At 62.1% G+C, this 21661-nt stretch carries 17 protein-coding genes; 4 read left to right on the plus strand and 13 right to left on the minus strand.

The annotated features are described in order from the left end of the window. Positions 1-20: 20 nt before the first annotated feature. From rnc to RIE53_07830, 12 genes are all read right to left on the minus strand, one after another. Positions 21-815: a ribonuclease III gene (gene rnc / locus RIE53_07775; GenBank protein ID MEQ9104583.1), complete on the minus strand. Its 795-nt coding sequence runs from the start codon at positions 813-815 to the stop codon at positions 21-23. Beyond that, positions 815-1717 carry a serine hydrolase gene (locus RIE53_07780; GenBank protein MEQ9104584.1) on the minus strand — a complete coding sequence of 301 codons (903 nt, stop codon included), beginning with the start codon at positions 1715-1717 and terminating at the stop codon, positions 815-817. The genes rnc and RIE53_07780 overlap by 1 nt, the downstream gene beginning before the upstream one ends. Further along, complete coding sequence (locus RIE53_07785) at positions 1714-3276, minus strand: glycoside hydrolase family 3 protein (GenBank protein MEQ9104585.1); 1563 nt, start codon at positions 3274-3276, stop codon at positions 1714-1716. The genes RIE53_07780 and RIE53_07785 overlap by 4 nt, the downstream gene beginning before the upstream one ends. Beyond that, entirely contained in the window at positions 3273-3893 is a 621-nt protein-coding gene (nadD, locus tag RIE53_07790) for a nicotinate (nicotinamide) nucleotide adenylyltransferase (protein MEQ9104586.1), read from the minus strand. Before nadD ends, RIE53_07785 begins: the two co-directional genes overlap by 4 nt. After that, complete coding sequence (gene bamD / locus RIE53_07795) at positions 3890-4684, minus strand: outer membrane protein assembly factor BamD (GenBank protein MEQ9104587.1); 795 nt, start codon at positions 4682-4684, stop codon at positions 3890-3892. Before bamD ends, nadD begins: the two co-directional genes overlap by 4 nt. A gap of 61 nt (positions 4685-4745) precedes the next feature. Next, entirely contained in the window at positions 4746-6131 is a 1386-nt protein-coding gene (locus RIE53_07800; protein MEQ9104588.1) for an ABC transporter substrate-binding protein, read from the minus strand. 14 nt (positions 6132-6145) lie between these two features. After that, on the minus strand, positions 6146-7714 hold the full coding sequence (gene guaA / locus RIE53_07805; protein ID MEQ9104589.1) for a glutamine-hydrolyzing GMP synthase: 1569 nt from the start codon (positions 7712-7714) through the stop codon (positions 6146-6148). Beyond that, entirely contained in the window at positions 7714-8091 is a 378-nt protein-coding gene (gene gcvH, locus RIE53_07810; protein MEQ9104590.1) for a glycine cleavage system protein GcvH, read from the minus strand. The genes guaA and gcvH overlap by 1 nt, the downstream gene beginning before the upstream one ends. Further along, the gene (accC, locus tag RIE53_07815) at positions 8078-9433 is read right to left on the minus strand and encodes an acetyl-CoA carboxylase biotin carboxylase subunit (GenBank protein MEQ9104591.1); all 1356 of its coding nucleotides are present in this window, start codon (positions 9431-9433) and stop codon (positions 8078-8080) included. The genes gcvH and accC overlap by 14 nt, the downstream gene beginning before the upstream one ends. Next, on the minus strand, positions 9433-9906 hold the full coding sequence (gene accB, locus RIE53_07820) for an acetyl-CoA carboxylase biotin carboxyl carrier protein (GenBank protein MEQ9104592.1): 474 nt from the start codon (positions 9904-9906) through the stop codon (positions 9433-9435). The genes accC and accB overlap by 1 nt, the downstream gene beginning before the upstream one ends. A gap of 22 nt (positions 9907-9928) precedes the next feature. After that, positions 9929-10498, minus strand: coding sequence for an elongation factor P (gene efp, locus RIE53_07825; protein ID MEQ9104593.1), 570 nt, complete (start codon positions 10496-10498; stop codon positions 9929-9931). An 89-nt stretch (positions 10499-10587) separates the two neighbouring features. Continuing rightward, positions 10588-12228, minus strand: a complete 1641-nt coding sequence (locus tag RIE53_07830) for an aldehyde dehydrogenase family protein (protein ID MEQ9104594.1) — start codon at positions 12226-12228, stop codon at positions 10588-10590. A gap of 56 nt (positions 12229-12284) precedes the next feature. Here RIE53_07830 and RIE53_07835 point away from each other — a divergent pair, with 56 nt between their 5' ends. Beyond that, positions 12285-12971 carry a hypothetical protein gene (locus RIE53_07835; protein MEQ9104595.1) on the plus strand — a complete coding sequence of 229 codons (687 nt, stop codon included), beginning with the start codon at positions 12285-12287 and terminating at the stop codon, positions 12969-12971. Here RIE53_07835 and RIE53_07840 read toward each other — a convergent pair. After that, positions 12958-14826, minus strand: a complete 1869-nt coding sequence (locus tag RIE53_07840; protein ID MEQ9104596.1) for a PQQ-binding-like beta-propeller repeat protein — start codon at positions 14824-14826, stop codon at positions 12958-12960. The genes RIE53_07835 and RIE53_07840 overlap by 14 nt on opposite strands. Positions 14827-15156: 330 nt before the next feature. Here RIE53_07840 and RIE53_07845 point away from each other — a divergent pair, with 330 nt between their 5' ends. The 3 genes from RIE53_07845 to RIE53_07855 are packed head-to-tail and all read left to right on the plus strand — an operon-like array spanning position 15157 to position 21523. After that, positions 15157-16614, plus strand: a complete 1458-nt coding sequence (locus RIE53_07845) for an RAD55 family ATPase (GenBank protein ID MEQ9104597.1) — start codon at positions 15157-15159, stop codon at positions 16612-16614. Positions 16615-16621: 7 nt separating this feature from the next. Beyond that, the gene (locus RIE53_07850) at positions 16622-20029 is read left to right on the plus strand and encodes a tetratricopeptide repeat protein (GenBank protein ID MEQ9104598.1); all 3408 of its coding nucleotides are present in this window, start codon (positions 16622-16624) and stop codon (positions 20027-20029) included. A 3-nt stretch (positions 20030-20032) separates the two neighbouring features. Further along, positions 20033-21523 (plus strand): glycosyltransferase family 2 protein, encoded by a 1491-nt coding sequence (locus RIE53_07855; protein MEQ9104599.1) that lies wholly within the window; start codon positions 20033-20035, stop codon positions 21521-21523. The last annotated feature ends 138 nt before the right edge of the window (positions 21524-21661 follow it).

Raw genomic sequence — 21661 nt, forward strand, 5'->3', positions numbered from 1 at the left:
TGAAACCGGGGTGGCCGCGTTCAGGCGGTTTCCGCCTCGCGGAGTCGGGCCAGTGCCTGGCTGGCCGCGTCCTGCTCCGCCCGTTTCTTGCTGCGCTCCGTGGCCCGGCCGAATTCCTCCTCTTCCACGAACACGGCCACTTCAAACAGCTTGTCATGGCTCGGCCCGCTTTCGGCCATCACGCGGTACACCGGTTGGGGGCGCCCGTGGGCCTGAAGATATTCCAGCAGCGCGCTTTTGTGGTTGTGCCGTTTCGCGGCCAGATCGCGCAGGTCGGGTTTGTTCAGGAGATGCTTCTGGATGAACGTCCGGGCCGCGTCCATCCCCAAGTCCATGTACAGGGCCCCGATGACCGCTTCGAACCCGTCGGACAGCATGGAGTCCGATGCCTTCACGTGTTCATTCGACACGCTGTCGCTGGTCTGCAGGTAGCGTTCCAGATGGATGGTACGGGCACTCGCCGCCAGGGACTGTCCGCTGACCAGCTTGGCCCGGAGCCGGGTCAGCCAGCCTTCGGCTTCGTCCGGGAATTCCCGGAACAGATGGTCCGCGACCACGAATCCGAGCACGGCATCGCCCAGGTACTCCAGCCGTTCGTTGCTGTCCAGGTGGGCATCGTTGTCCCCCCGCATGAGGGACCGGTGCCGCAGGGCCTGCTGGTACAGGGATGGGTCCTGGATGGCATGACCGACCAAGCGTTCGATGTCTGCCCGGTCGACCGGTTCACCATGGGAACGTGGCGGAGTGGGATGGCCCGCACGCTCGTTGCCGGGCGGTTCAGCGGGGCGTTTCAGGATGCGGTCGAACAACCCCATCAGGCTCCTCCGCGGAGGTGCTCATGGACACTGAGGGCAATGCGTGCGCCGAGCGCAGCCGACGCCGCGTGGTCGTCCACGCCCTCCACCAGGATGACCAGGACATACGGTTCCGCATTGGGGGGATAGACAATGGCCGCATCGTGGTTGATGCGCGTGATCTGGCCGGTCTTGTGTGCCACCCGGACATCCGGCGGCAGGCCGGCCGGAATCATGTCGTTGAACCGCTGATCGAACAGGATCTGACGCATGGAGGCGTCGGCCTGACGCGAGACCGCGGTTCCGTTCATGAGATGCGTCATGAGCCGGGCGAGGTCCTTTGATGTGGCCCGGTTGCTCAGTCCCTGCTCAAAGGCCTTCAAATCCTCCACGCCGCGCAGGGTCTGCATGTGGGTGGTGCCCAGTCGTTCGGAGGTGGCCTGCACCGAATCGGCCGAAAGCACGTCCATGAGCAGGTTCGTAGCCAGGTTCGAGGACACGATGATCATGTTGTACGTCAGGTCGGCCAGCGACATGGGCGACCCGAGATGGGCGTAGGACGCATCATCCGAATCATCTTCAATGGAGAACGTGGATCCGTCCACGATGGACCGGAATTCGTTCCGGAGTACGATCTCATCGCTCATGGCATAACGCCCGGCGTTGACCTGGCGGAAGACTTCAATCATGACCGGCACTTTCATGGTGCTGGCCGCATGGAAAAGACGATCGCCGTTCACGTGGAGCTCGAAACCGGTGGACGGGTCCACGACGGAGACGGCGACGGTAACCTGGCTTGAATCCGGGGTGCGCGCGGAGTCGGCTTCAGCAAGAGTCGCGCGGATGGTGCGCTCGAGTGGGGTGGTCATGTCGGGTGTGGAGCAGGCGGCCATGACAAGGGCCAGAAGCAGGATTCGTTTCATTGGAGTCGGCTCAACCAGGAAGCCAGGGCTTGTTGGGAGGGCGCTACGTCGCTGAACAGGCACACGCTGGTCACGGCACCGGGAAAATCGGAAAGGATGGTCGGGCTTCCAAGGCTGGCCAGCACGGTGGCGTGCCGATCGCACATTTCCCGCACGAACCGGTGCTGGGCCGGTTGCAAACCGAATTTGTGCCAGGCGGCGGGCTTGACAATGACGGCCACGACCACGCCGCGGTGCTCGGCGGCCGCATCCACCAACTGTTTCAGGTCGGCTTCGTCCGTTTCGGGCAGGATTTCCCGGTAGGTCCCGTTCGGGAAGGCCTGCAGGAAGGCCTTTTCAAGGGTCCCGGCGGCCGGGTCGTTGTACGTGACATGGGGCCGGACCAGCACGCACAACACATCTTTCTGGCCGGGCTTCAGGGCAAAGAACCGGTAGGATTCCCCGTATTCCACGAGGGCCCGGGCGGCCATGCCGGCGGCCGCGGTCTGGTGTTCGGCGCATCCGACCACGCGGGGTTCGAAGGCCGTGCCGGGGTCCAGGAAAAAGGAATCCCCGAACCGGTCCGAGAATCCGGTTTTCAGGGTCCATAGCCGTTCGAAGGCTTCGTCGACCCGTGCCCGCAACTCCGCATCCGAATGCGCAGCGGTCACGAGGTGCTCAATGACATCATCCACGGAGCGGACATCCAGCAGGATGTCCACGCCCGCCTTCAGGATGCGGGCCACCTCCTCGCCTTCGGTGGCCGCACCGGCCGTGGCACCGGCCATCAAGAGGCTGTCCGAGATGACGGCGCCGCGGAAGCCCATTTCGTCCCGCAGAAGGTCCTGCAGGATGGGTTTCGAGGCCGTGGCTATCCGTCCGGACGCATCCAGGGCCGGATAGGCCACGTGGGCGGTCATGACGAGCGGCACACCGGCCTGGATGGCAGCCGCAAACGGGGGGAGTTCAAGCGCGTCCAGCGACTCCCGGTCCCGGGTCAGCACGGGCTTGCCGTCGTGGGAGTCTGTCTCGGTGTCTCCGTGGCCGGGGAAATGTTTGGCGGTGGACAACAGGCCCTCGGCGGCACATCCGCAGATGTACGCGGCCACGCGGGCCGAGGCGGTTTCCGGGTCGGTGCCGTATGCGCGGGTGGCAATGATGGGGTTCCGGGGATTCGACGCCACGTCCGCGACGGGCGAGAAACTGATGTGGATGCCGGCTGCCAGAGCTTCCCGGGCGGATATCCGGGCCATTTCCTCGACATCGTCCGGCGACAGGGAAGCGTACGCCAGCGCATGCGGGAAGACGGTTGCACCACGGAGCTGCTGGCCGACACCCCGTTCCATGTCAGTGGCCACCAACAACGGAAAGCGGGACCGGCTTTGCAGGACGGCGAGGGCCTGTGGTGTCATGAACCGGTCACCGTTGAACAGGCACAATCCCCCGAGGGCATGCCGGTCGAGCAATTCACCTATCCGTTCAGCGTCCTCGGCGACCGTGACGGCCGGGGGCATATTGGATCCGATCCGGGGGAAAATGAGTTGGGCGATCCGGTCGCGAAGGGAGTGGGGCTTGGTCATTCCGGAAGATACAACCCGTGCGCGCGAATGTAGGACAGCGTCCGCGGATGCAGGTGGGTCCGGAGCAGCCCGGACACGGTGGTGTCTGTCCCTTCTCCGGCTCCCGCAGCCTGCAGCGCCTGGCGGATGGCGGTCGACGATATGTCGCTCTGGATGCCGTCCAGGTGGATGGCGGGCCGACCGTTTGAGCGCCGCAGCGCCGAAGCTGAGGTATCCGGGCGGTCATAGACCACCAGGGTGGCCAGTTCTGCAATGCGGTCCGGATCCCTCCAGGTTTCGAATCCGGCCAGGTTGTCGCTGCCCACGATCAGGAAGAGGGTGGCATCCGGCTGTTCGGCCGTCAGGGACTCCAGGGTCTGGACGGTCCAGGACGTGCCGCCCCGGTCCAACTCGCGGGTATCCAGCCGGAAGCGGGGCTCGTCCTCGATCACGCCCCGGATCATGGCCATCCGATGCGGATCGGCGGTCAGGGTCCGGTCGGGCTTGTGCGGGGGGTGCGCGGCCGGAATCCACAGTACCGCGTCGAGATGCAGCTGGTCCAGTGCGGCCCGTGCAACGCGCTCGTGCGTCCTGTGGGGAGGATCGAAACTTCCTCCAAAGACGCCCAGGCGGGTCATGACGGCTGGCTCAACCGGTCCAGTTCAGCCTGGAGCTCCATGTAGACGGCTTCGGCGTCCTTCAGGATGGGGCTGTCCGGGAAAATCTGGATGAGTCGCTCGTAGCTGTCCACCCCTTTTCCGAAGCGCTCGGCACGCTTGTCACGAACGCTCAACTTGCCGTACTCCAGGTAAGCCTGCATGGCGCCCAACAGGGCATCGTCAGCCCATTCGGTATCGTAATACCGGTCGAACACGGCTTCAAAACTGACGGCTGCCGCCTGGTAGAGTTCGCGCCGTTCATACAGCTTGGCTGTGTAGTAGGCCTTCTGGCCCAGCTTCTCGCGCAATTCCACAATACGTTCGGCGGCATCGGCCGACCGCTCATGATCCGGATAGCGCGTCATGAACAGGCGGAATTGCCGGATGGCCCGCTCGGTGTCCGTCTGATCCAATTGATACGCGGGTGAACGGTCGTAGTAGGTCATGGCCAACAGGTACTCGGCGTCGGGAACGCGCGCGTCCGACCGGTAGATCTGCGTGAACCGCGTGTATTCGTTGGCAGCCAGCAGATACTGCTCCGACGCCCGGTAGGCATGTGCCAACTGGAGCTGGGCATCGGCGGCCCATTCATGCGAGCGGCCGAAATCGAAGGCGCCCTGGAAGTACTCGATGGCGATATCGTATCGGCCCGCCTCGAAGCGCTCCATGCCCCGCTCATAAGCCTCCTGCGGCGACGTGTACCGGACCCGATTGGGCGAGGAGCACCCGGCGAGGACCAGGACGAGGACAAGGATGGAGAGTCGTTTCATGGAAGGGCAGTGCGCGATGGGAAGCAGGGCGGATGGTACGAGGCCCTTCGGGGGCAGTTCCTCACCGTTGGAGCACCAGACGGCCGTCCCGGTACCGGTGGTAGAACATCCCTTGGTTTACGTTCGTGCCGTCAAAATGGATGCGGTGGCCCAATCCCTGGAACGGGGGAGCCTGCCGGATGGCATCGGCCAGTTCCGCGGCTTCGTACGTGTCCATCAATCCGAGCAGGAAGGTCGTCCCATCGTATCCGGCGAAGGCCAACCGGTCGGGTTCGGTCCTGGCCAGGGTTCGGAAGGATGCGATGAAGGCCGCTGTGGCCCGCTCGTCGTATCCCGAATAATAATCATTCACATACGATACGCCGTACTGGCTGGCGTGCGCCGTCATGGGCAGGTCATGCCAGCTCGAATTGCCCACAATGCGCGTGGTCTTGCCGAAGCGATCCATACTGGACAGGACGCCTCCGGCCACCCGCTGGCGGTCCGGGCTGACAATGGGCATGAACAGGGCTTCCACATGGTCAAGCGTATCGGCCGGGAAGAAGTTGTCCAGTTCCAGCCAGTTCCGCTCCTCGGGCAAGAGCACGATCAGGTTTATCCGGGCGCCGAGCCGGGACGCTTCCTGGATGAAGGCATCCGTAATGCGTTCCGACAGTCCGGCGGGGTCCATGGACGCGATGACACCCAGGCTGTCCAGGCGCAATCCGTTCACGGCATGGCGGGCGGCCAGGCGGCCCCGGACTTCCATGCTGGGGTTGGCCTGGAATGCCATCCGGCGACCCCGGCTGACGGCCTCGTCGGTGGCCATGGGGGCCATGAAGACCAGTCCCTGGCGTTCGGCTTCGGCAGCGGCGGCAATGGCATTCTCCGAATACAGGGTGCCGAAAATGGCATCGGCGTTCTCGGCGGCCAGTTCCTGCACGGCGCGGCGGACGGCGTCGGGGCCGCCGTCCGCATCCCGGAAAATCATTTCCACCGGTCGACGGGTCTCGGCGGCGTTGTGCCTGCGGACCGCCAGGTGAATGCCGTTGAACATTTCCTGGGTCTGCAGCCGGTCCTCGCCGTCCAGCGACAGGATGATGCCGAGGCGGGCCGGCTCCAGCCGGGCCACATCCTGTGCATTTTCGGCCAACGCCAGGAGGCGCGCCGCGTCGCTCGTGAACCGGGAATCGGGATACGTGTCGGCGAAGGAGCGCACGAGCGACGCAGCGCGTGCATATTGGCCCAGCCGGTACGCCGACCGGGCGGCCATGAACGCGGACGTGCTGGCGGCGGTCGACGAGGAGTATTCGCGCAGGACGCGATCGAAGTCCGCCTGGGCCTCCGACCAGGATCCGGCTTCGAATGCGGCCAATCCGGATGTTACGAGCGAATCGGCCGTGGCATGGGGGATCTGCTGGGCGGCGGCCACCGGGGCCGACGCCAGGAACAGCAGGACCAGGACCATGCGCATCATTCCCATTATTCCCACTCGATGGTGGCCGGCGGCTTGGAGCTGATGTCGTACACCATCCGGTTGATTCCCCGGATTTCGTTCACGATCCGGTTGGACACATGTGCCAGGAATTCGTGGGGCAGGTGGGCCCAGTCCGCCGTCATGCCATCCACACTCGTAACGGCCCGGAGGGCACAAACGTTCTCGTACGTGCGCTCGTCGCCCATGACCCCGACCGACTGGACCGGCAGGAGGGCGGCAAAGGCCTGCCAGACCTCACCGTACAGGTTCCACGCGTGGAGTTCCTCGATGAAAATGGCATCGGCCTCCCGCAGGATGGCCACGTCCTCGCGCGTGACGGGCCCGATGACGCGGATGCCAAGACCCGGACCGGGAAACGGGTGCCGGTCGATGATGGCCGACGGCACGTCCAGCAGACGTCCGATGGCGCGTACCTCGTCCTTGAACAGTTCACGGAAGGGCTCGAGCACCTTCAGGTTCATTTTTTCCGGTAGTCCACCGACGTTGTGATGCGTCTTGATGGTGGCCGAGGGACCCTTGAAGGACACACTCTCGATGACATCCGGGTACAGGGTACCCTGTGCCAGGAACGCCGGGCGCTCGCCGAGTTCTTCGACAATGGCGTGGGTCGCATTGTCGAACACGTCCACGAAGGTGTTGCCGATGATCTTGCGCTTCAGTTCGGGGTCCACCACCCCTTCCAGACGATCCAGGAACAGGTCGCTGGCATCGATGGCGGTCAGTCGGATATGCCAGTTGTCGCGGAAGGTGGACTGGACCTGCTCCCATTCGCCCTTCCGGAGCAGTCCATTGTTCACGAAAATGCAGGTCAGTTGATCGCCCAGCGCCTTGTGCAGGAGGACGGCGGCAACGGAGGAATCCACGCCGCCGGAAAGACCCAGGATGACGTGGGCATCCCCGACTTCGGCCCGGATTTCATCGATCTTCTCTTCCACGAACGAGGCCGCCGACCAATCTCCCGTGCAGCCACAAATCCGGTGGGCAAAGTTGTCCAGGATCTTGCGGCCGTGCTCGGTATGGACCACTTCGGGATGGAATTGAACGCCGTAGTGCGGCAGGTCCGTGGACCGTACCGCGGCAATGGGGGCATTCGACGTGTGGGCAATGACGGTATAGCCTTCGGGAAGCCGCGTCAGGTGGTCGCCGTGACTCATCCACACATTGGATCCCTCGGGCACGTCCTCGAACAGCCCGGCGGTCTGGTCAATCCGGATGGCCGCACGGCCGAACTCCCGTCGCGTGGCGCGTTCCACCGCACCGCCGCTGACCTGGGCCATGGCCTGCAGTCCGTAGCAGATGCCCAGCACAGGCATGTCTGACCCATCGTCGCGTTTCAGTCCGAGGAACGCAGGATCGAGTTGGGGTGCACCGACGTCGTAAACCGACGACGGGCCTCCGGACAGGATGATGCCGCGGGGCTGCCGGGACATGACCTCGTCGACCGGGGCCGTGCAGGGAAGGATTTCGGAGTAAACTCCGGCCTCACGGATGCGCCGCGCAATCAGTTGCGTGTACTGGGATCCGAAATCAAGTATGACAAGCGTTTCGTGCATCAGCCGACCATGGCGGCGTAGTCGGCCGACGAGAGCAGGCCGTCGCGGTTCGACGGGTCCGATACCTTGATCTTGATCAACCAGCCGTCGCCGTAGGGATCGTCGTTGACCAGTTCGGGGTTGGCTTCGAGCGCATCGTTGACCTCGAGGACTTCCCCGTCTACGGGCATGAAGAGTTCGGAGACCGTCTTGACGGCTTCTACCGTACCGAACACGTCATCCCGATCCACCGCATCGCCCACGGAATCGATTTCGACATACACGATGTCGCCGAGTTCGGACTGGGCGAAGTCGGTAATGCCCACGACAGCCGTATCGCCGTCCAAGCGGATCCACTCGTGGTCTTTCGTATAAAGCAGGTCGTCAGGAAATTTCATTGGGTTGGGGTTCGAGCGTGAACGTCTCCAGGAACCGCGTGTCGAACTCGCCGGCACGGAACTTCTCGTTCTGGAGCAACTGGATGTGGAACGGAATGGTCGTGTCTATGCCCTCAATGACGAACTCCTCGAGGGCACGGAGCATTTTCTGGATGGCCAGCGGACGCGTGCGCGCGCGCACGATGAGCTTGGCGATCATCGAGTCGTAGTTCGGGGGAATCCGGTACCCGGCGTAGACATGCGTGTCCACGCGGACCCCGTGCCCTCCCGGCGGGTGGAAGGTCTTGATGAGCCCGGGGGAGGGCGAGAAATTCCGGTACGAGTTCTCGGCGTTTATCCGGCATTCGATGGCGTGGCCCTGGAGCGGGATTTCGCGCTCGGTAATGCTTTCGCCGGCGGCCACGCGGATCTGGTATTCAATCAGGTCGCAATCGGCCACTTCCTCGGTGACCGGGTGTTCCACCTGGATCCGCGTATTCATTTCCATGAAGTAGAAATTCCGGTCGGCATCCACCAGGAACTCGACCGTCCCGGCGCCCTCGTAATTCACGGCTTTGGCCCCTTTCACGGCGGCTTCGCCCATCCTGCGCCGCAGGTCGGCATCGACAATCGGGGACGGAGATTCCTCGAGCAGCTTCTGGTGTCGGCGCTGGATGGAGCATTCCCGTTCACCGAAATGGATGACGTTGCCCTTGCCGTCGCCGAGGACCTGGATTTCAATGTGCCGGGGCGAGGTGACGAACTTCTCCACGTAACAGCCGCCGTTGCCGAAGGCGGCCTCGGCCTCGTTGCTGGCCATGGTGTACAGCTTCTCGAACTGATCGGCGGACGGAACCATGCGCATGCCGCGGCCTCCGCCACCGGCACTGGCCTTCACAATCACGGGGTAGCCGATGGTTTCGGCCACACGCGCACCATGTTTGGCATCGGTGACCTCTCCGTCGGAACCGGGAACGACCGGTACGTCGGCCTTGACCATGGTTTCCTTGGCCAGGCTCTTGTCGCCCATGAGCCGGATGGTCTCCGGGGAAGCACCAATGAACTTGATGCCGTGGTCTTCACAGATGGCGCTGAACTCGGCGTTCTCGGCCAGGAATCCGTAGCCCGGGTGGATGGCGTCTGCCCCGGTGACTTCCGCCGCGGCAATGATGCGGTCGAACCGGAGGTAGGAATCGCGGCTCGGCGGTGGGCCTATGCAGACGGCCTCATTGGCGAAACGGACGTGCAGGGAATCCTTGTCGGCCGTCGAGTAGACCGCCACGGTCTTGAGACCCATCTCGTGGCAGGTCCGGATGATCCGGAGGGCGATTTCCCCACGATTGGCGATCAGTACTTTCTGCATTACGCCGGCTCGATGATGAACAGGGGTTGGTCGTACTCGACAGGGGTGGCGTTCTTGACCAGGATCTTGCGGACCGTACCTGAAACCTCGGACTCGATTTCGTTCATCAGCTTCATGGCCTCGATGATGCAGAGGACATCCCCGGCCTTGACCGAGTCGCCGACCTGGACATACGGTTTCGAATCGGGCGATGCGGCCTCATAGAAGGTCCCGACGATGGGTGCGCGTACTTCGGTGCCGGCCGGCTCGGCCGGAGCTGCAGCGGGTGCCTGGGGAGCGGCAGCGGGTTGCGGCGCGGGCTGTGGTGCGGGCTGGGCCGCCGGGATCTCCCAGGACTGAACCATGGGTGCCGGTGCAGGTGCGGGTGCGGCTTTCCGGACAAAGATCCGGAGATCTTCTTCCTCGATTTCGACCTCGGATACATCACTTTCCGAGACCAGTTTCAGGATGTCTCTCAGGCGTTCCAGATCCATGGGGTTCTCCGTATTGTTGGGCTCAAGCCGTATTGACACGCGTCACATAATCGCCGCGTTCGGTGTTGACGCGGATAACGTCACCTTCGTTGACGAACAGGGGCACATACACGGTAGCACCCGATTCGACTTTCGCCGGTTTGGTGGCACCGGTGGCCGTATCGCCCTTGAGGCCGGGTTCGGTCTCCACGACCTTCAGGTCCACCGACCCGGGGATTTCCGTGGTCAAGGGCTGTTCCGTCTCAGCGTGCATGAGGATGTCGATGGTGGCACCTTCCTTCACGTATTGGCGTCCAGCCACGGCATCGACGGGCAGGTTGATCTGCTCGTAGGTATCCGTATTCATGAAATGCAGTCCCAGGTCATCCTCGTAAAGGAACTGGTACTTGCGGCGTTCGACCCGGACCTGGTCCACGCGTTCTCCCGCGCGGAAGGTGTTGTCAAGCACACGGCCGGTGCGGACGTTGCGCAACTTCGTTCGGACGAAGGCTCCGCCTTTTCCGGGCTTTACGTGTTGGAATTCGATGATGGACCAGATGTCGCCATTCCATTCCATGGTAAAGCCGTTTCTGAAATCACTGGTATCTGCCATACGGGTGCGAACCGCGGGTTGAATGTTGAGGTGGGTCAGATCGGTCAATATACCCCGGAAATCGCGCTGGAGTCAATTCCTCAGCAGGTTCACACCTTTTTGAACCGGGCCACCAGTTCGGCAATCCGGTCCGGGGTCAGGGGAAGCGGGGTGGCGGCCGGAGTGGATTCAGTTTTTGTTGCAGTGGCTGGCGCGGGCGCTGGTTTTGTTGCGGTAGCCGGGGCCACCGGTCGGCTGCCGGCCCGTTCCCTCAGACGGGCTTCGATTTCCTCCATCCAGGGACGTGACGGGGACGGGGCGCTGATTGCCGGATGAGTGCTCTTTGCCGGGCGGGCGCTGTTCGTGGCTTGTTCGCTTCGGGTTTTGGCAGGATGCACTGGATGCGTTTCGAAGGCCACGCGTTTGATGTTCACCAGATGAAGGGGAGATATGTTGTCGCTGGTGATGGATCCACCCAGCGTGCCCGGCCCCAACGTCATGGCCGGAAACAGATCCGTCGTGTAGCCCACGGATCCGAGGGCTGCCACGGAATTGACCACGATCCGCATGGCTGGCTTTTCGAGGGCAAAGGCCTCGATTACGTTGTCTGACGTGGCATGCATCCCCAGCGTATGGCCGATTCCTCCGAACGCCAGGATGTCCTTGCATCGCTGGCACCCTTGCTGCCATCCGTCCACCCTGTACAGGGTCAGGATGGGCGACAGGGTTTCCATGGAAAGGGGTTCGCCGGGACCAACCTCGTCCACCTCCGCAATCAGGGCACGTGTTTTCGAGGGTACTTCAAATCCCGCCCGTTGTGCAATGATGACGGGCGACTGCCCGACTTGCTCCACGTTGAGATGGCCGTCAACCCGGACGAACGTCCGCAGCAGATCCTTCTCCGTTGGTGATAGCACGTAGGCACCCTGGCTGCGCAGCGCCGCGAGCATGGGCGCGTACACCGGGGAGTCGGCCACGATGGATCGCTCGGTGGAACACAGCGTGCCCCAGTCGAAGGATGCTCCGTACACGATATCGCGTGCAGCCTTTTCCAGGTCCGCGGATCGGTCCACATAGACCGGGACGTTGCCCGATCCGACGCCATACGCGGGTTTTCCCTTGGAATAGGCGGCTTTCACCATGGCCGATCCGCCGGTCGCCAGGATGAGATCCACATCGGGATCTTCCAGCAAGGCATTGGTCCCCTCCAGGGACAGGTCCGTCAGGCAGCCGAACAATCCTTCGGGAGCGCCGGCACGGTACGCCGCCTGGGCGACAATCCGGAGGGCCTCCGCGGTGGAGGCGGTTGCGCGCGGATGCGGGCTCATGACGAGGCCGCACCGTGCCTTGGCGGCAATGATGGCCTTGTACATGGCCGTGGACGTGGGGTTGGTGGACGGGATGAGGGCCGCCACCACGCCCATGGGCGAGGCGACTTCCCATACCGTCGTTCCTCGCGAAATGATGCCACACGTCTTCATGTCTCCCATCCGCTCCAGGAGCGTCCGGGTGGCGAACAGGTTTTTCGCGGTCTTGCTGTCCACGCGCCCGAAACCCGTCTCTTCGTGCGCCATCCGGGCCAATGGTTCTGCGGCCTTTTCACCCGCGCGAGCCATTTCACGGACAATCCGGTCGACGGCATCCTGCGAGAACGTGTGGAAGCTTTCGAAGGCTGCCCGGGATGCCCGGACAAGCGTTCGGGCTTGCTGGATGGATTTCAGGTCATTGTCCATTGCCGCAATATGCGGCACGGCGTGCAAAAAGTCGAAATCCCTACGTATTGGATTGTGACAAACGCCTTCTTTTCATGCCCGAGTCCCAGGAACACATCGACGAGTACCTGCTCGCCGCCTTTTTGGCCGGTGACCTGCCCCAGCGGCTCAGGGAAGAAATATCCGCCTATCTGGTGACCAACGACCGGGCACGCGACCTGCTGGCCATGGCCGGGGATGCGCTGTACGCTGCGGACGGGGGGGACGGAGCCCGGTCTGCCCCGGCCCGGAAATTACGACCGGCCCGCCTGGATATTTCCGGAATGATGACGGCAGAATCGGCATCCCGGCGCTTTGCGAAGTCCGATGAAAGTCTCTGGAAGACCATCATAGTCGTGGCGAGCACCGTGTTGTTGTTGACGGTTGCTGTCGCCTGGCACATCTCAATTGATTTTCGGGGCATGGGTGGTGCGGTCCTGGACACGGAGTGGGTCCCCAGCCTGGCAGAAAACCGGTTCGTACTCGCATGGGAAGAAGTGGACGGAGCCCGATCGTACCGCATCATCCTGCACGACGACGTGCAGGACATGCCGCATGCGGTCGGACTTACGATCGCGACCACATTCGATGCGTCCCTTTCTGAAGCCTGGCCGGGGAGAGCAGCCGGGGCAGAGGCTGGGCACGTCGGGAACGCTGGAACCCATACGTTGTGGATTGAAGCGCTCGATCCGGATGGCAACGTCCTGCGACGCTCCGCCGCCATCCCGGTCAGCCATCCGTAGCATCGATGCCGATCCGGCCCGTGTGCCGCGCGTTGCGTTGGAACGTAGGCCATTTTTCCCGTGCCAGTCCGACCGATCCGGTTTCGAACGAGAACAGGGCACCGTTGTCGCCGGCTACCAGCAGTTCACCGCTCCGTGTAATGGTCAATGGACCGTCGGACTGTGTATTCAGGTGGTAGGTCCAGTACGGCGTATTGTTCGGGTTGATGGCATACAGGGTCTTGGCGCCGACGAAGTAGACAATCCCGTTTGAATCGATGGTCGGGGTGCCCACGTTCTCGGCCACGAACACCCAACGCAGGCGCGGTGTGAAGGCGTCGGCGTCTTCATTGAGCGCGATCAAACCGGTGCTCGTGCCTACGTAGATGGTGCCGTCGGGACCGACCACGGGTCCGGAACGCAGCGGCCCGGTCAAGGGGTAGCTCCACAGGACGGAGCCGTCCTCGCCGGCTACGGCGTACAACTGTCCATCGTTGGAAACGGCATAGACAATGTTGGCCGTCGTGGTCCGGGTGTCGCCGGTCGGGAGATTGATGGTGATGTCCTTTTCGATCAGGGCCATACCCACCATGACGGACCCGATGTTCTGCTGGGTCTTCCAGAGCAATTGTCCGGCCGGATCGAGGGCGTACAGGAAGCCGTCCGTGGAGGCCACGATGATGGTCCGGTCCCGGGCAATCACCGGCGGTACCACAATGGCGGCATCGGATACCTTCTTGGGCCAGCGTCCACCGATCGACAGGCCGTCGAACGAGCTGACGGCATGGACGCGTCCATCACTGTCTCCGAAGTAGATGACCCCGTCCACGCCGAGCGTCGGACTGGAACGGAGCAGGGAGCCGGAATTGTACGCGGTGGACCATCCCCAGAGGCGTTCGCCCTGGTTGGTCAGGCCATACAGGCGCCCGTCCTCGCTGACGACGAAGATGTCTTCATTGTTGCCCACCATGGGGGATGACCGGATGGGACCCTTGGTTGGGAATTTCCACTTGAGTGCGCCATCGACGGTGAAACTGTACAGGGTGTCCGAGGACGTTCCTACATAAATGTCGTTGTTGAAGCCGATGCCCGGGGCACCGTCGATCTCACCATTGAATCCGAAGGCACGCCACTTCAGGCTGCCCGGACGCAACTCGCCTCCGGTTTCGAGTTCGGTCTTCTCGACCGTGACCGATTCCGAAATCCGGAACACATTGATACCGGAGTAGGCCTTGACCTCGAGGACGTGTTTGCCGAGCGGAAGCTCAATGGTATCCCAGTCGAAGATGAACGTATTCCCACCAATGGACTCCGAGATGGATGCCATGGCGACGCCGTTCACCAGCAGGTCGACCCGCGTGACGAAAGGCTCTCCGGGGTCGGTCCGGGCCACGACCCGCGTGATGCCGTTGACTTCCTGGTCGGTTTCAGGGTCCACGATGGTCATCCGGGGTCCCGGACCGTCACTCTGGTTCTGGACCGTCACCAGGACCGGCGCACTGATGCCACGGGCCTGGAACTTGTCGAAAGCCACGGCTTCAATCCGGTAGAGCCCATCGGGGTAATCCAGTGAATTGAAACGAAAATTGAACAGGGCCCCATCGAATACGGCCTCGCCCGCGCGCTGACCATTGATGTTGATATTGATGAAGGAGACGAAGTTGTCGTCCCCGAGCGCCTCGGCGCTGATCTGGACGAGCACATTCCGGCCCGATACGGTAGCCTCATCGAAGGGGCGCAGGATTTCCAGGCGGGGAGCACGCTCGTCGATGGCCGTCCCGAATATGTCGCAGCCGGAGCCGAGGACAGCAATGGCCATCAAAACGGCGACCAGGGCGCGTCGCTCATTCGTCAGGATGTGGGATAGGGAGGTCATACCGTAGTCAATGTTGTCGTGTGTATCCGGGGGTCTATCAAGGATCGGACCAAAAACCGGAAACAGGAGGCGTAACGCAAAAAAAAGTGTGGAAGCGGTTTACAAACCCCGGATAACGGCGATACCGGATTCGAGTCGGGCTCCGAAACCCGTTCCATTTTGGGCTGCACGTCTCAAAACGGGATTGGAAACGAAGTCCGATTCGATACACAACATTCGAATCCAGCCGATCCGGGGCGGTTTTGCAGACATGGCACGGCTTTTGGTATCGTGTTTTTCCGCCGCCTGGTGATCCACTGTCATCAGGCCCTTAAACCTGCCCCGTTCGACATGAACGCAACATCAAACGTATCGACCGTGAGCTTCGCGCCCAAACATCTGTCTGGCATCGACGTCGTCGATGGTGCCTGGGGCGGACTGTATCGCGGCGGTTCGTACCTCGTGTACGGGCGGGCCGCAAGCGGTCGTGGATTGCTCACACTGACGTTCGCCCACACTGGAGCCCAGCTCGGTGAGCCTGTACTCTTTGTCTCTCCGGACCGCCACAAGGATCTCATGATCCAGGCCGCGTCCATCGGGTTCAATCTCCGCGAGTCCTATGAGACCGGCATTGTCCGACTCATGCGGGTGCCTCCGCTCATGAATCTGCAGAACATGGGCGACGACGGTGTGGCCGGTGCCCTCTGGGATCTGGTCAATCTCATCCGCCAGCATCGGCCAACACGACTCATCATGAACGACTTCATGCCGTTCGTGGCGTTTCGGTCATTCGACCGGTTCAGGAATGAGTTCATCCAGTTCCTCGAGCAGATCGATTCGCTGGAGACCACAATGATGTTGGTCATGCCCGAGCCGGCCAATCAACAGTCCAAGCGGGTTATTGAATTCATGGCCAGTCAGATGACGGGTTCCATGCACATTGAACTGGCGGATGACAATCCGACCACCACCAAGCGGCGTATTACCCTCATTCCGCACATCGGGCACATCAAGCGTCAGGTTGTGGATTACTGGGACCTGGAAGATCTCATCCAGGCGGCCAATCAGGCCCAGCCCGCGACACAGGCTCCGGCCCCGGTCGCACCCCGGCCCGAGGATGCCCTCCCGGCTTGGAGCGATGAGTCCTCGGCCGACCTTTCGCATACTCCCGATTCATGGACACCGAATCCGTCGGCACCCTCGACGCTTCCGGGGACCACGCCGACAACCGTTCCGTCCCCGTTCGCGCCGCCCCCGTCCCCGTTCGCGCCTCCTTCGCAGTCGGCCCCCATGCCGCCGGCCCAGGTGCAGCCGCCCGTGCAGCAGGCTCCGCCCGTCCAGGTGCAGCCGCCCGTGCAGCAGGCTCCGCCACCCGCGGTTCCGGACGCGGAGACCGAACACACCTATTCCGACCGCAGCGCGTTCACACAGCGCCTGCAAGGCTATTTCGCGGCCCGCTCCACCGGTGCCGATCCGTTCCTTCTCCTCGCACTCCGCATGGATCGACCCGAGAAGAAGGCGGCCCGTCCCTTTGACTTCGATTTCCTGATGGACCTGGTCCGTGAGGAATTGCGACGGGGCGACGACATGCTGGTCGACGCCGAATCGGAGCGCCTCATCATCCTGCTGGGCAACAGCCGGTCCGAGCAGGCCCAGCGCTTCTTCGCCCGATTGAAGGACCGACTGCGCAAGGAGTCGCCCGTCCAGGCCGACCACCTGCTGCACGCCGTCAGTGCCATCGTGGTACCGGACGGTACGCCGTTCGACACGGCCGAGGAATTTCTCAATTACGCACTCGACGAGGCGTAGCCTGCCCATGAACCGCATTTTCCGCATAACCATCCTGGGATTCTTCCTGTTGCTCGTGGCGCTTCCGTCACAGGCGCAGGATCTGGTCATGCAGGAACGGGCGTCAGCGCTCATTGAGGAGAGCCGGTACAGCGAGGCCATCGTCCTGCTGAATTCGGTCATCACGCCGACCACCCGCGATGCCCGGCTGTATCTGCTCCGGGCAGAAGCCCATGAAGGTCGCGGCGATCTGGCCAGTGCGTCCCGCGATTTTGAAAAGGCACTTGAGCTGAATCCGGGTTCCGTTGAGGCCCGTGACGGATTCCGACGCGTACAGCAACGCCAGAGCGGATCGGCCGAATCCGGGAATTCCAGCCTGGAGAGCCTCCGGCGCCTGGTTGAGCTGAATCCGGACAACCTGTCGTATCGCATCCGCCTGGCGGATGCCTTGTTCGAGTCGCGCCGTTTCCGGGAAGCCGCCACGCAGTATGGCGAATACCTGGATCGTACGCAGGGTACGCCGGATATCGTCCAGAGCTACCTGATCGCGATCGCCGGTTATGAAGGCGACAATGATCTCGGCGAGCGCGTGGCCGAGAAGTACACGAAGATGTACAGCAACAACGACGATCTCTGGATGCGTCTGGGCTACTTTCGCCTGTGGCAGTCCAAGAACAAGTTGGCGCAGGATGCCTGCGATCAGGCACTGAAATTGAACCCGAACAACCGGGAAGCCAAGGAGTGTCTGGGCAATGCCCAGGATCCCGGTCTGGCATCGGGTGCGCAGTCCCAGTATCCGATCGATGTGCTGTTCCGCGAACTGCAGGCCGACCCGGGCAACGACAGCAAGCGATTCCAGCTCGTGGACCTCCTGGTCGACGCCGGCCGCTACTTCGAAGCCCGTCAGCAGTTGGACCGGCTTGCCAATCCGCATCGGTCGACCGACATGTGGCAGGAGCGCTCGCGCCTGGTAGAGAACCGGATGCAGACGGAGCCTGCTCGTCAGGGACCGTCCACCTTCATCGTGGATGTGTTGCAGCGTCGGTTGGAGCGCAACCCCGACAACGACGAAGACCGATTCCAGCTGGCCGAAGCATTCATCAAGTACAATCGGTACTTCGAGGCCTACGACCAATTGGTCATACTGGAACCCCGACATGGCCAAGACCAGCGCTGGCTGGCCCTGTTCATGCAGGCGGACCAGGGTCTCCTGGACGTGAACGGCAATTCCCCGATCTATCCGATTGACCGGTATACCTATCGTTTGCGGTTCAACCCGACCGACATGCAGCTGCGCTACAACCTGGTGGATGAACTGGTTGCGGCCGAGCGGTTTGCGGAGGCGTACGATGTCCTGATCGATCCGCGCTATTCCAATCCGGCCGATCCGGGTTATCAGGGCCGGTTCGCGTCCATTGAGCGGACGCGTCAGGCCATTGCCCGGCAGAAGATCCAGGAACTCGAGGCCGTATTGGCCCAGGACCCCCGGAACGAAGCGGCCCTCCGGGAGATCATCCCCAATTACAATATCGTGGGTCGTGCGGACGATGCCATTCGTACCTACGTACGCCTCATTGAACTGCGACCGGAAGACCGCCAGATCCGGATTGATTACGTGAATGCGCTCAGGCTCAGCGGATACGCCGAGCAAGCCGTCGTGCAATCCCGCTGGCTGGCCGACCGGGATCCGCAGAATCCGGAAATCCAGCGCCTGTACGTCATGTCCCAGATCGGGGCCGGACAATTGGATGCCCGCGGGGAGTCCTTCCTTGTGGCGCTCCTGGCGCTGCACGGAAATGATCCCGAGCTGCTTTTCGAGGCGGCATCGTACCGATTGGCCACGGGGAACGTGGCCGCCGCCACGGAAATGACCGACCGGCTGGAAGCCCTCAATGAGCAGTCCTATGCCCAGCGCGTCGATACCCTGCGGCTGCTTATTTCGCGTGAGGAAATGCGTGCCGAAGAGCAGCAGCGCGTGGCCATCCTGAACGAAGCACGCCGTCAGGTGACCGCCCGGCAATTCCAGGCAGCCATTGCGAGCTACGAGCGCTACTTCGAGGCCGCGGGCCGCCGGACACGGGCGGAGCTCAAGGAATTTGCCCAGGTTCAGGCCGCAGCCAACAACTTTGACGAGTCGATCTCCATCTTCAAGGCCTTGCTGTCCGAGTCGTGGGATTTCCCGACGGCCAAGGAACTGGCACGGACCCAGCTGACACGGGAAGACTACTCGGGTGCCCTGGGCACGCTGGAGCGGCTCCAGGCCGAAAACCCCCGCGACTACGAAGTCCGTTTCATGCAGGCCGAGGCACTTCGTCAGCTGGGCATGTACGAGCAGGCACAGGCCATCTATGACGAAGCCCGGGGACTGGCGCAGGACTCCGAGTACGTGAATGAGCGGGTGGTCAGCATTGACGGCGACATCCGGGCAGCCATTGCCCAGAGTGGGGAGTGGACCGGATACGATTTTGCCGGTGTCATCGTGCCCACGTCAAGCGCCACGCGTTCGCGGGGTGGTGGCACGCGATACGACCGCTGGGCCCAGGGCATGCAGACCCAGGTCACCCTGCCCATCAACACGGTGCTTACGGCCGGCGTCAATTCCCACTTCATCAGCGGCACGCGTCGCCTGGTCCCGAATTCTGAAGTGGTCCGTGGGCGCGTGAACCAGATTTTCATGGGAGGCTACATCGATCTGACGCCCCCTTTCCTGTCCAAGCGGGCCTCCTATTCCAACCGGATTTCCACGGAGTTCGGTCTGTACGACTACGAGGGCGCCCGGACGGTGGTGTACGGCGGCATCCGGTACTGGCGCCAGGAACTGGGCAGTTACGAAGCGTCCGTCGGGCTTCGAACGGGTGAAGGTACCATCGATCTCTGGTCGCCCGGTGGCGCCCAGTTCAATCTTCGCCTGACGCAGTTCGACGTGAAGGGTTCGTCCGTGACCGTCATGCCCGATTCCGTCCTTCGCCTGACGGGGTCCATGGCACTGAACGTGGTCAGGGACAACTTCGGCAACACGTCCAGCAACAGCGATACGAACTTCGGATCGGTCATCCAGCTGGAGGCCGGCTACAAGATCATCGACTACACCTTCCTGGGCATTACGTACTACAACCAGCAGTACCGCTCCACGGTCGATACGTACTTCTCTCCCCGCAACTACCAGGTCTACGACTTCTTCCTCGAGTACGAGAAGGAGATGCCGTTGACGTGGTACATCCGGGTTCGTGGCGCCATGGGCATGATCGCCCAGAGCAGCGGGTTCATTTCCCGCCGATTCGAGGTGGACTACATCAAACGCCTGGGACGGAATTTTTCCGTGACGCTGAGCTCATCGCTCGGAGCATCCACGCGTACGCTGGGATCGGGTTCGACCGCGTTCTTCGACAAATACAACACGTTCACGTTCTCCGGAGCGTTGTACTGGACGCTGTAGCCCATGCCTGAAACCAACGATATCCAGCAGCAGACCGGGACGGAATTGTCCCCATCGGGCATCCCGGTGGTCCGGCAGTCCTTCATGCCCGTGCGCCGCAAGGAGGATGACCTCCCCACCGCCGCGGAAACGGAGGAGTCACTGTTCCGACGGGTCTTCCTGTACGGCTTCCTGTCCCTGGCCCTGTTCATCCTGATCTACGTCTTTCTGTACGATCCGGGCGGGTACCTCTTCCGGTTTACGGGGTGGAGTTCGAACCTGCGGGGCAGCGGGCTCATTGTGTATTCCTCCATCGTGGCCCTGGTCCTCTTCCTGGTCATCCTGCTGTTCCGGTACCTGTCGCTCATGAACATGGCGTACCTGAATACGGTGCGTCATACCGTGAGGACGGGCCACGATGAGACGTTCCTGCCGGGTATTTCCATCATCGTGCCGGCCTACAACGAAGGCAAGCTCCTTCAGAGCACCATCAAGTCACTGGTGTACATGGAGTACCCCAAGTTCGAGATCATCATCGTGGATGATGGTTCGACGGACGATACCCGGCAGGTGGCCCGCGGCCTTGTGGGCCATTACCGTGACGGTGCCGTGGAAGTCCGCCTGGTCGAAAAGTCCAACGGCGGCAAGTCCACCGCGTTGAACGCCGGAATCCAGGTTTCCCGCTATGACTTCCTGCTGAATGTGGACGGGGACTCGCAGCTGTCACCCGATACATTGCGCAAGGCCATCCGCCATTTCGTGGATCCCCGTCTGGGCGCCATTGCGGGCAACGTGAAGGTGCTCAACCGGAACAACATCTGGACGACCCTGCAAGCGCTGGAGTATGTGGAAGGCCTGAACATGGCCCGGTCCGCGCAGTCCGTGGTCAAGCTTGTGAACATCATTCCGGGACCGCTCGGGCTGTTCCGCAAGCAGGCCATCCTGGATGCCGGCTGGTACAGCTCCGATACGTTTGCAGAAGACGCCGACATCACACTCAAAATCCTGCGCGCCGGCTGGCGCGTGGAGTATGAGCCGGATGCCAAATCCTATACGGAAGCACCGGACCGGATTGTGGATCTCCTGAAGCAACGCTACCGCTGGACGCGGGGCATCCTCCAGGCCGTTCGCAAGCACCGGGACTTGTTCTTCAACCCGACCATCAATTTCGGGGGGACCATCGTGATGTGGTCCATGGCGTTCGAGTCGCTGATCTGGCCCATCATGAACGTGTTCGCGAACGCCTACTTCATTTTCATCGCGCTTGTGTTCAACATGAGCTACTACCTGGTCTATTGGTGGCTCTCCCTGACCATCCTGGATCTCATTGCCGCTCTGTATTGTATTGCGGTGGAGAAGGAGGAAATCCGTCTGGTCTTCTACTCGCTGTTCTACCGGCTCTTCTTCATCCTCATCATCGATGTCTGCAAGACCTTTGCAACCATCGAGGAATTCCTGGGCTTCGGAATGAACTGGGGCAAGCTGGAACGGATTGGCACGGGCGCCCGCAAGTAGGCCCTGTCGGGACGCCAGCGTGCGTCTCATTTTGATCGATTCGCACGGAACTGATACGGATTCCAATGAAAAGCGATCATTTCAGGCTCTCAGACCACATTACGCAAATTGGGCACACTGTTTGTTGTACCCTGTTTG

The sequence above is a fragment of the Rhodothermales bacterium genome (genome assembly GCA_040221055.1).
In the GTDB taxonomy this organism is placed as follows: domain Bacteria; phylum Bacteroidota; class Rhodothermia; order Rhodothermales; family UBA10348; genus 1-14-0-65-60-17.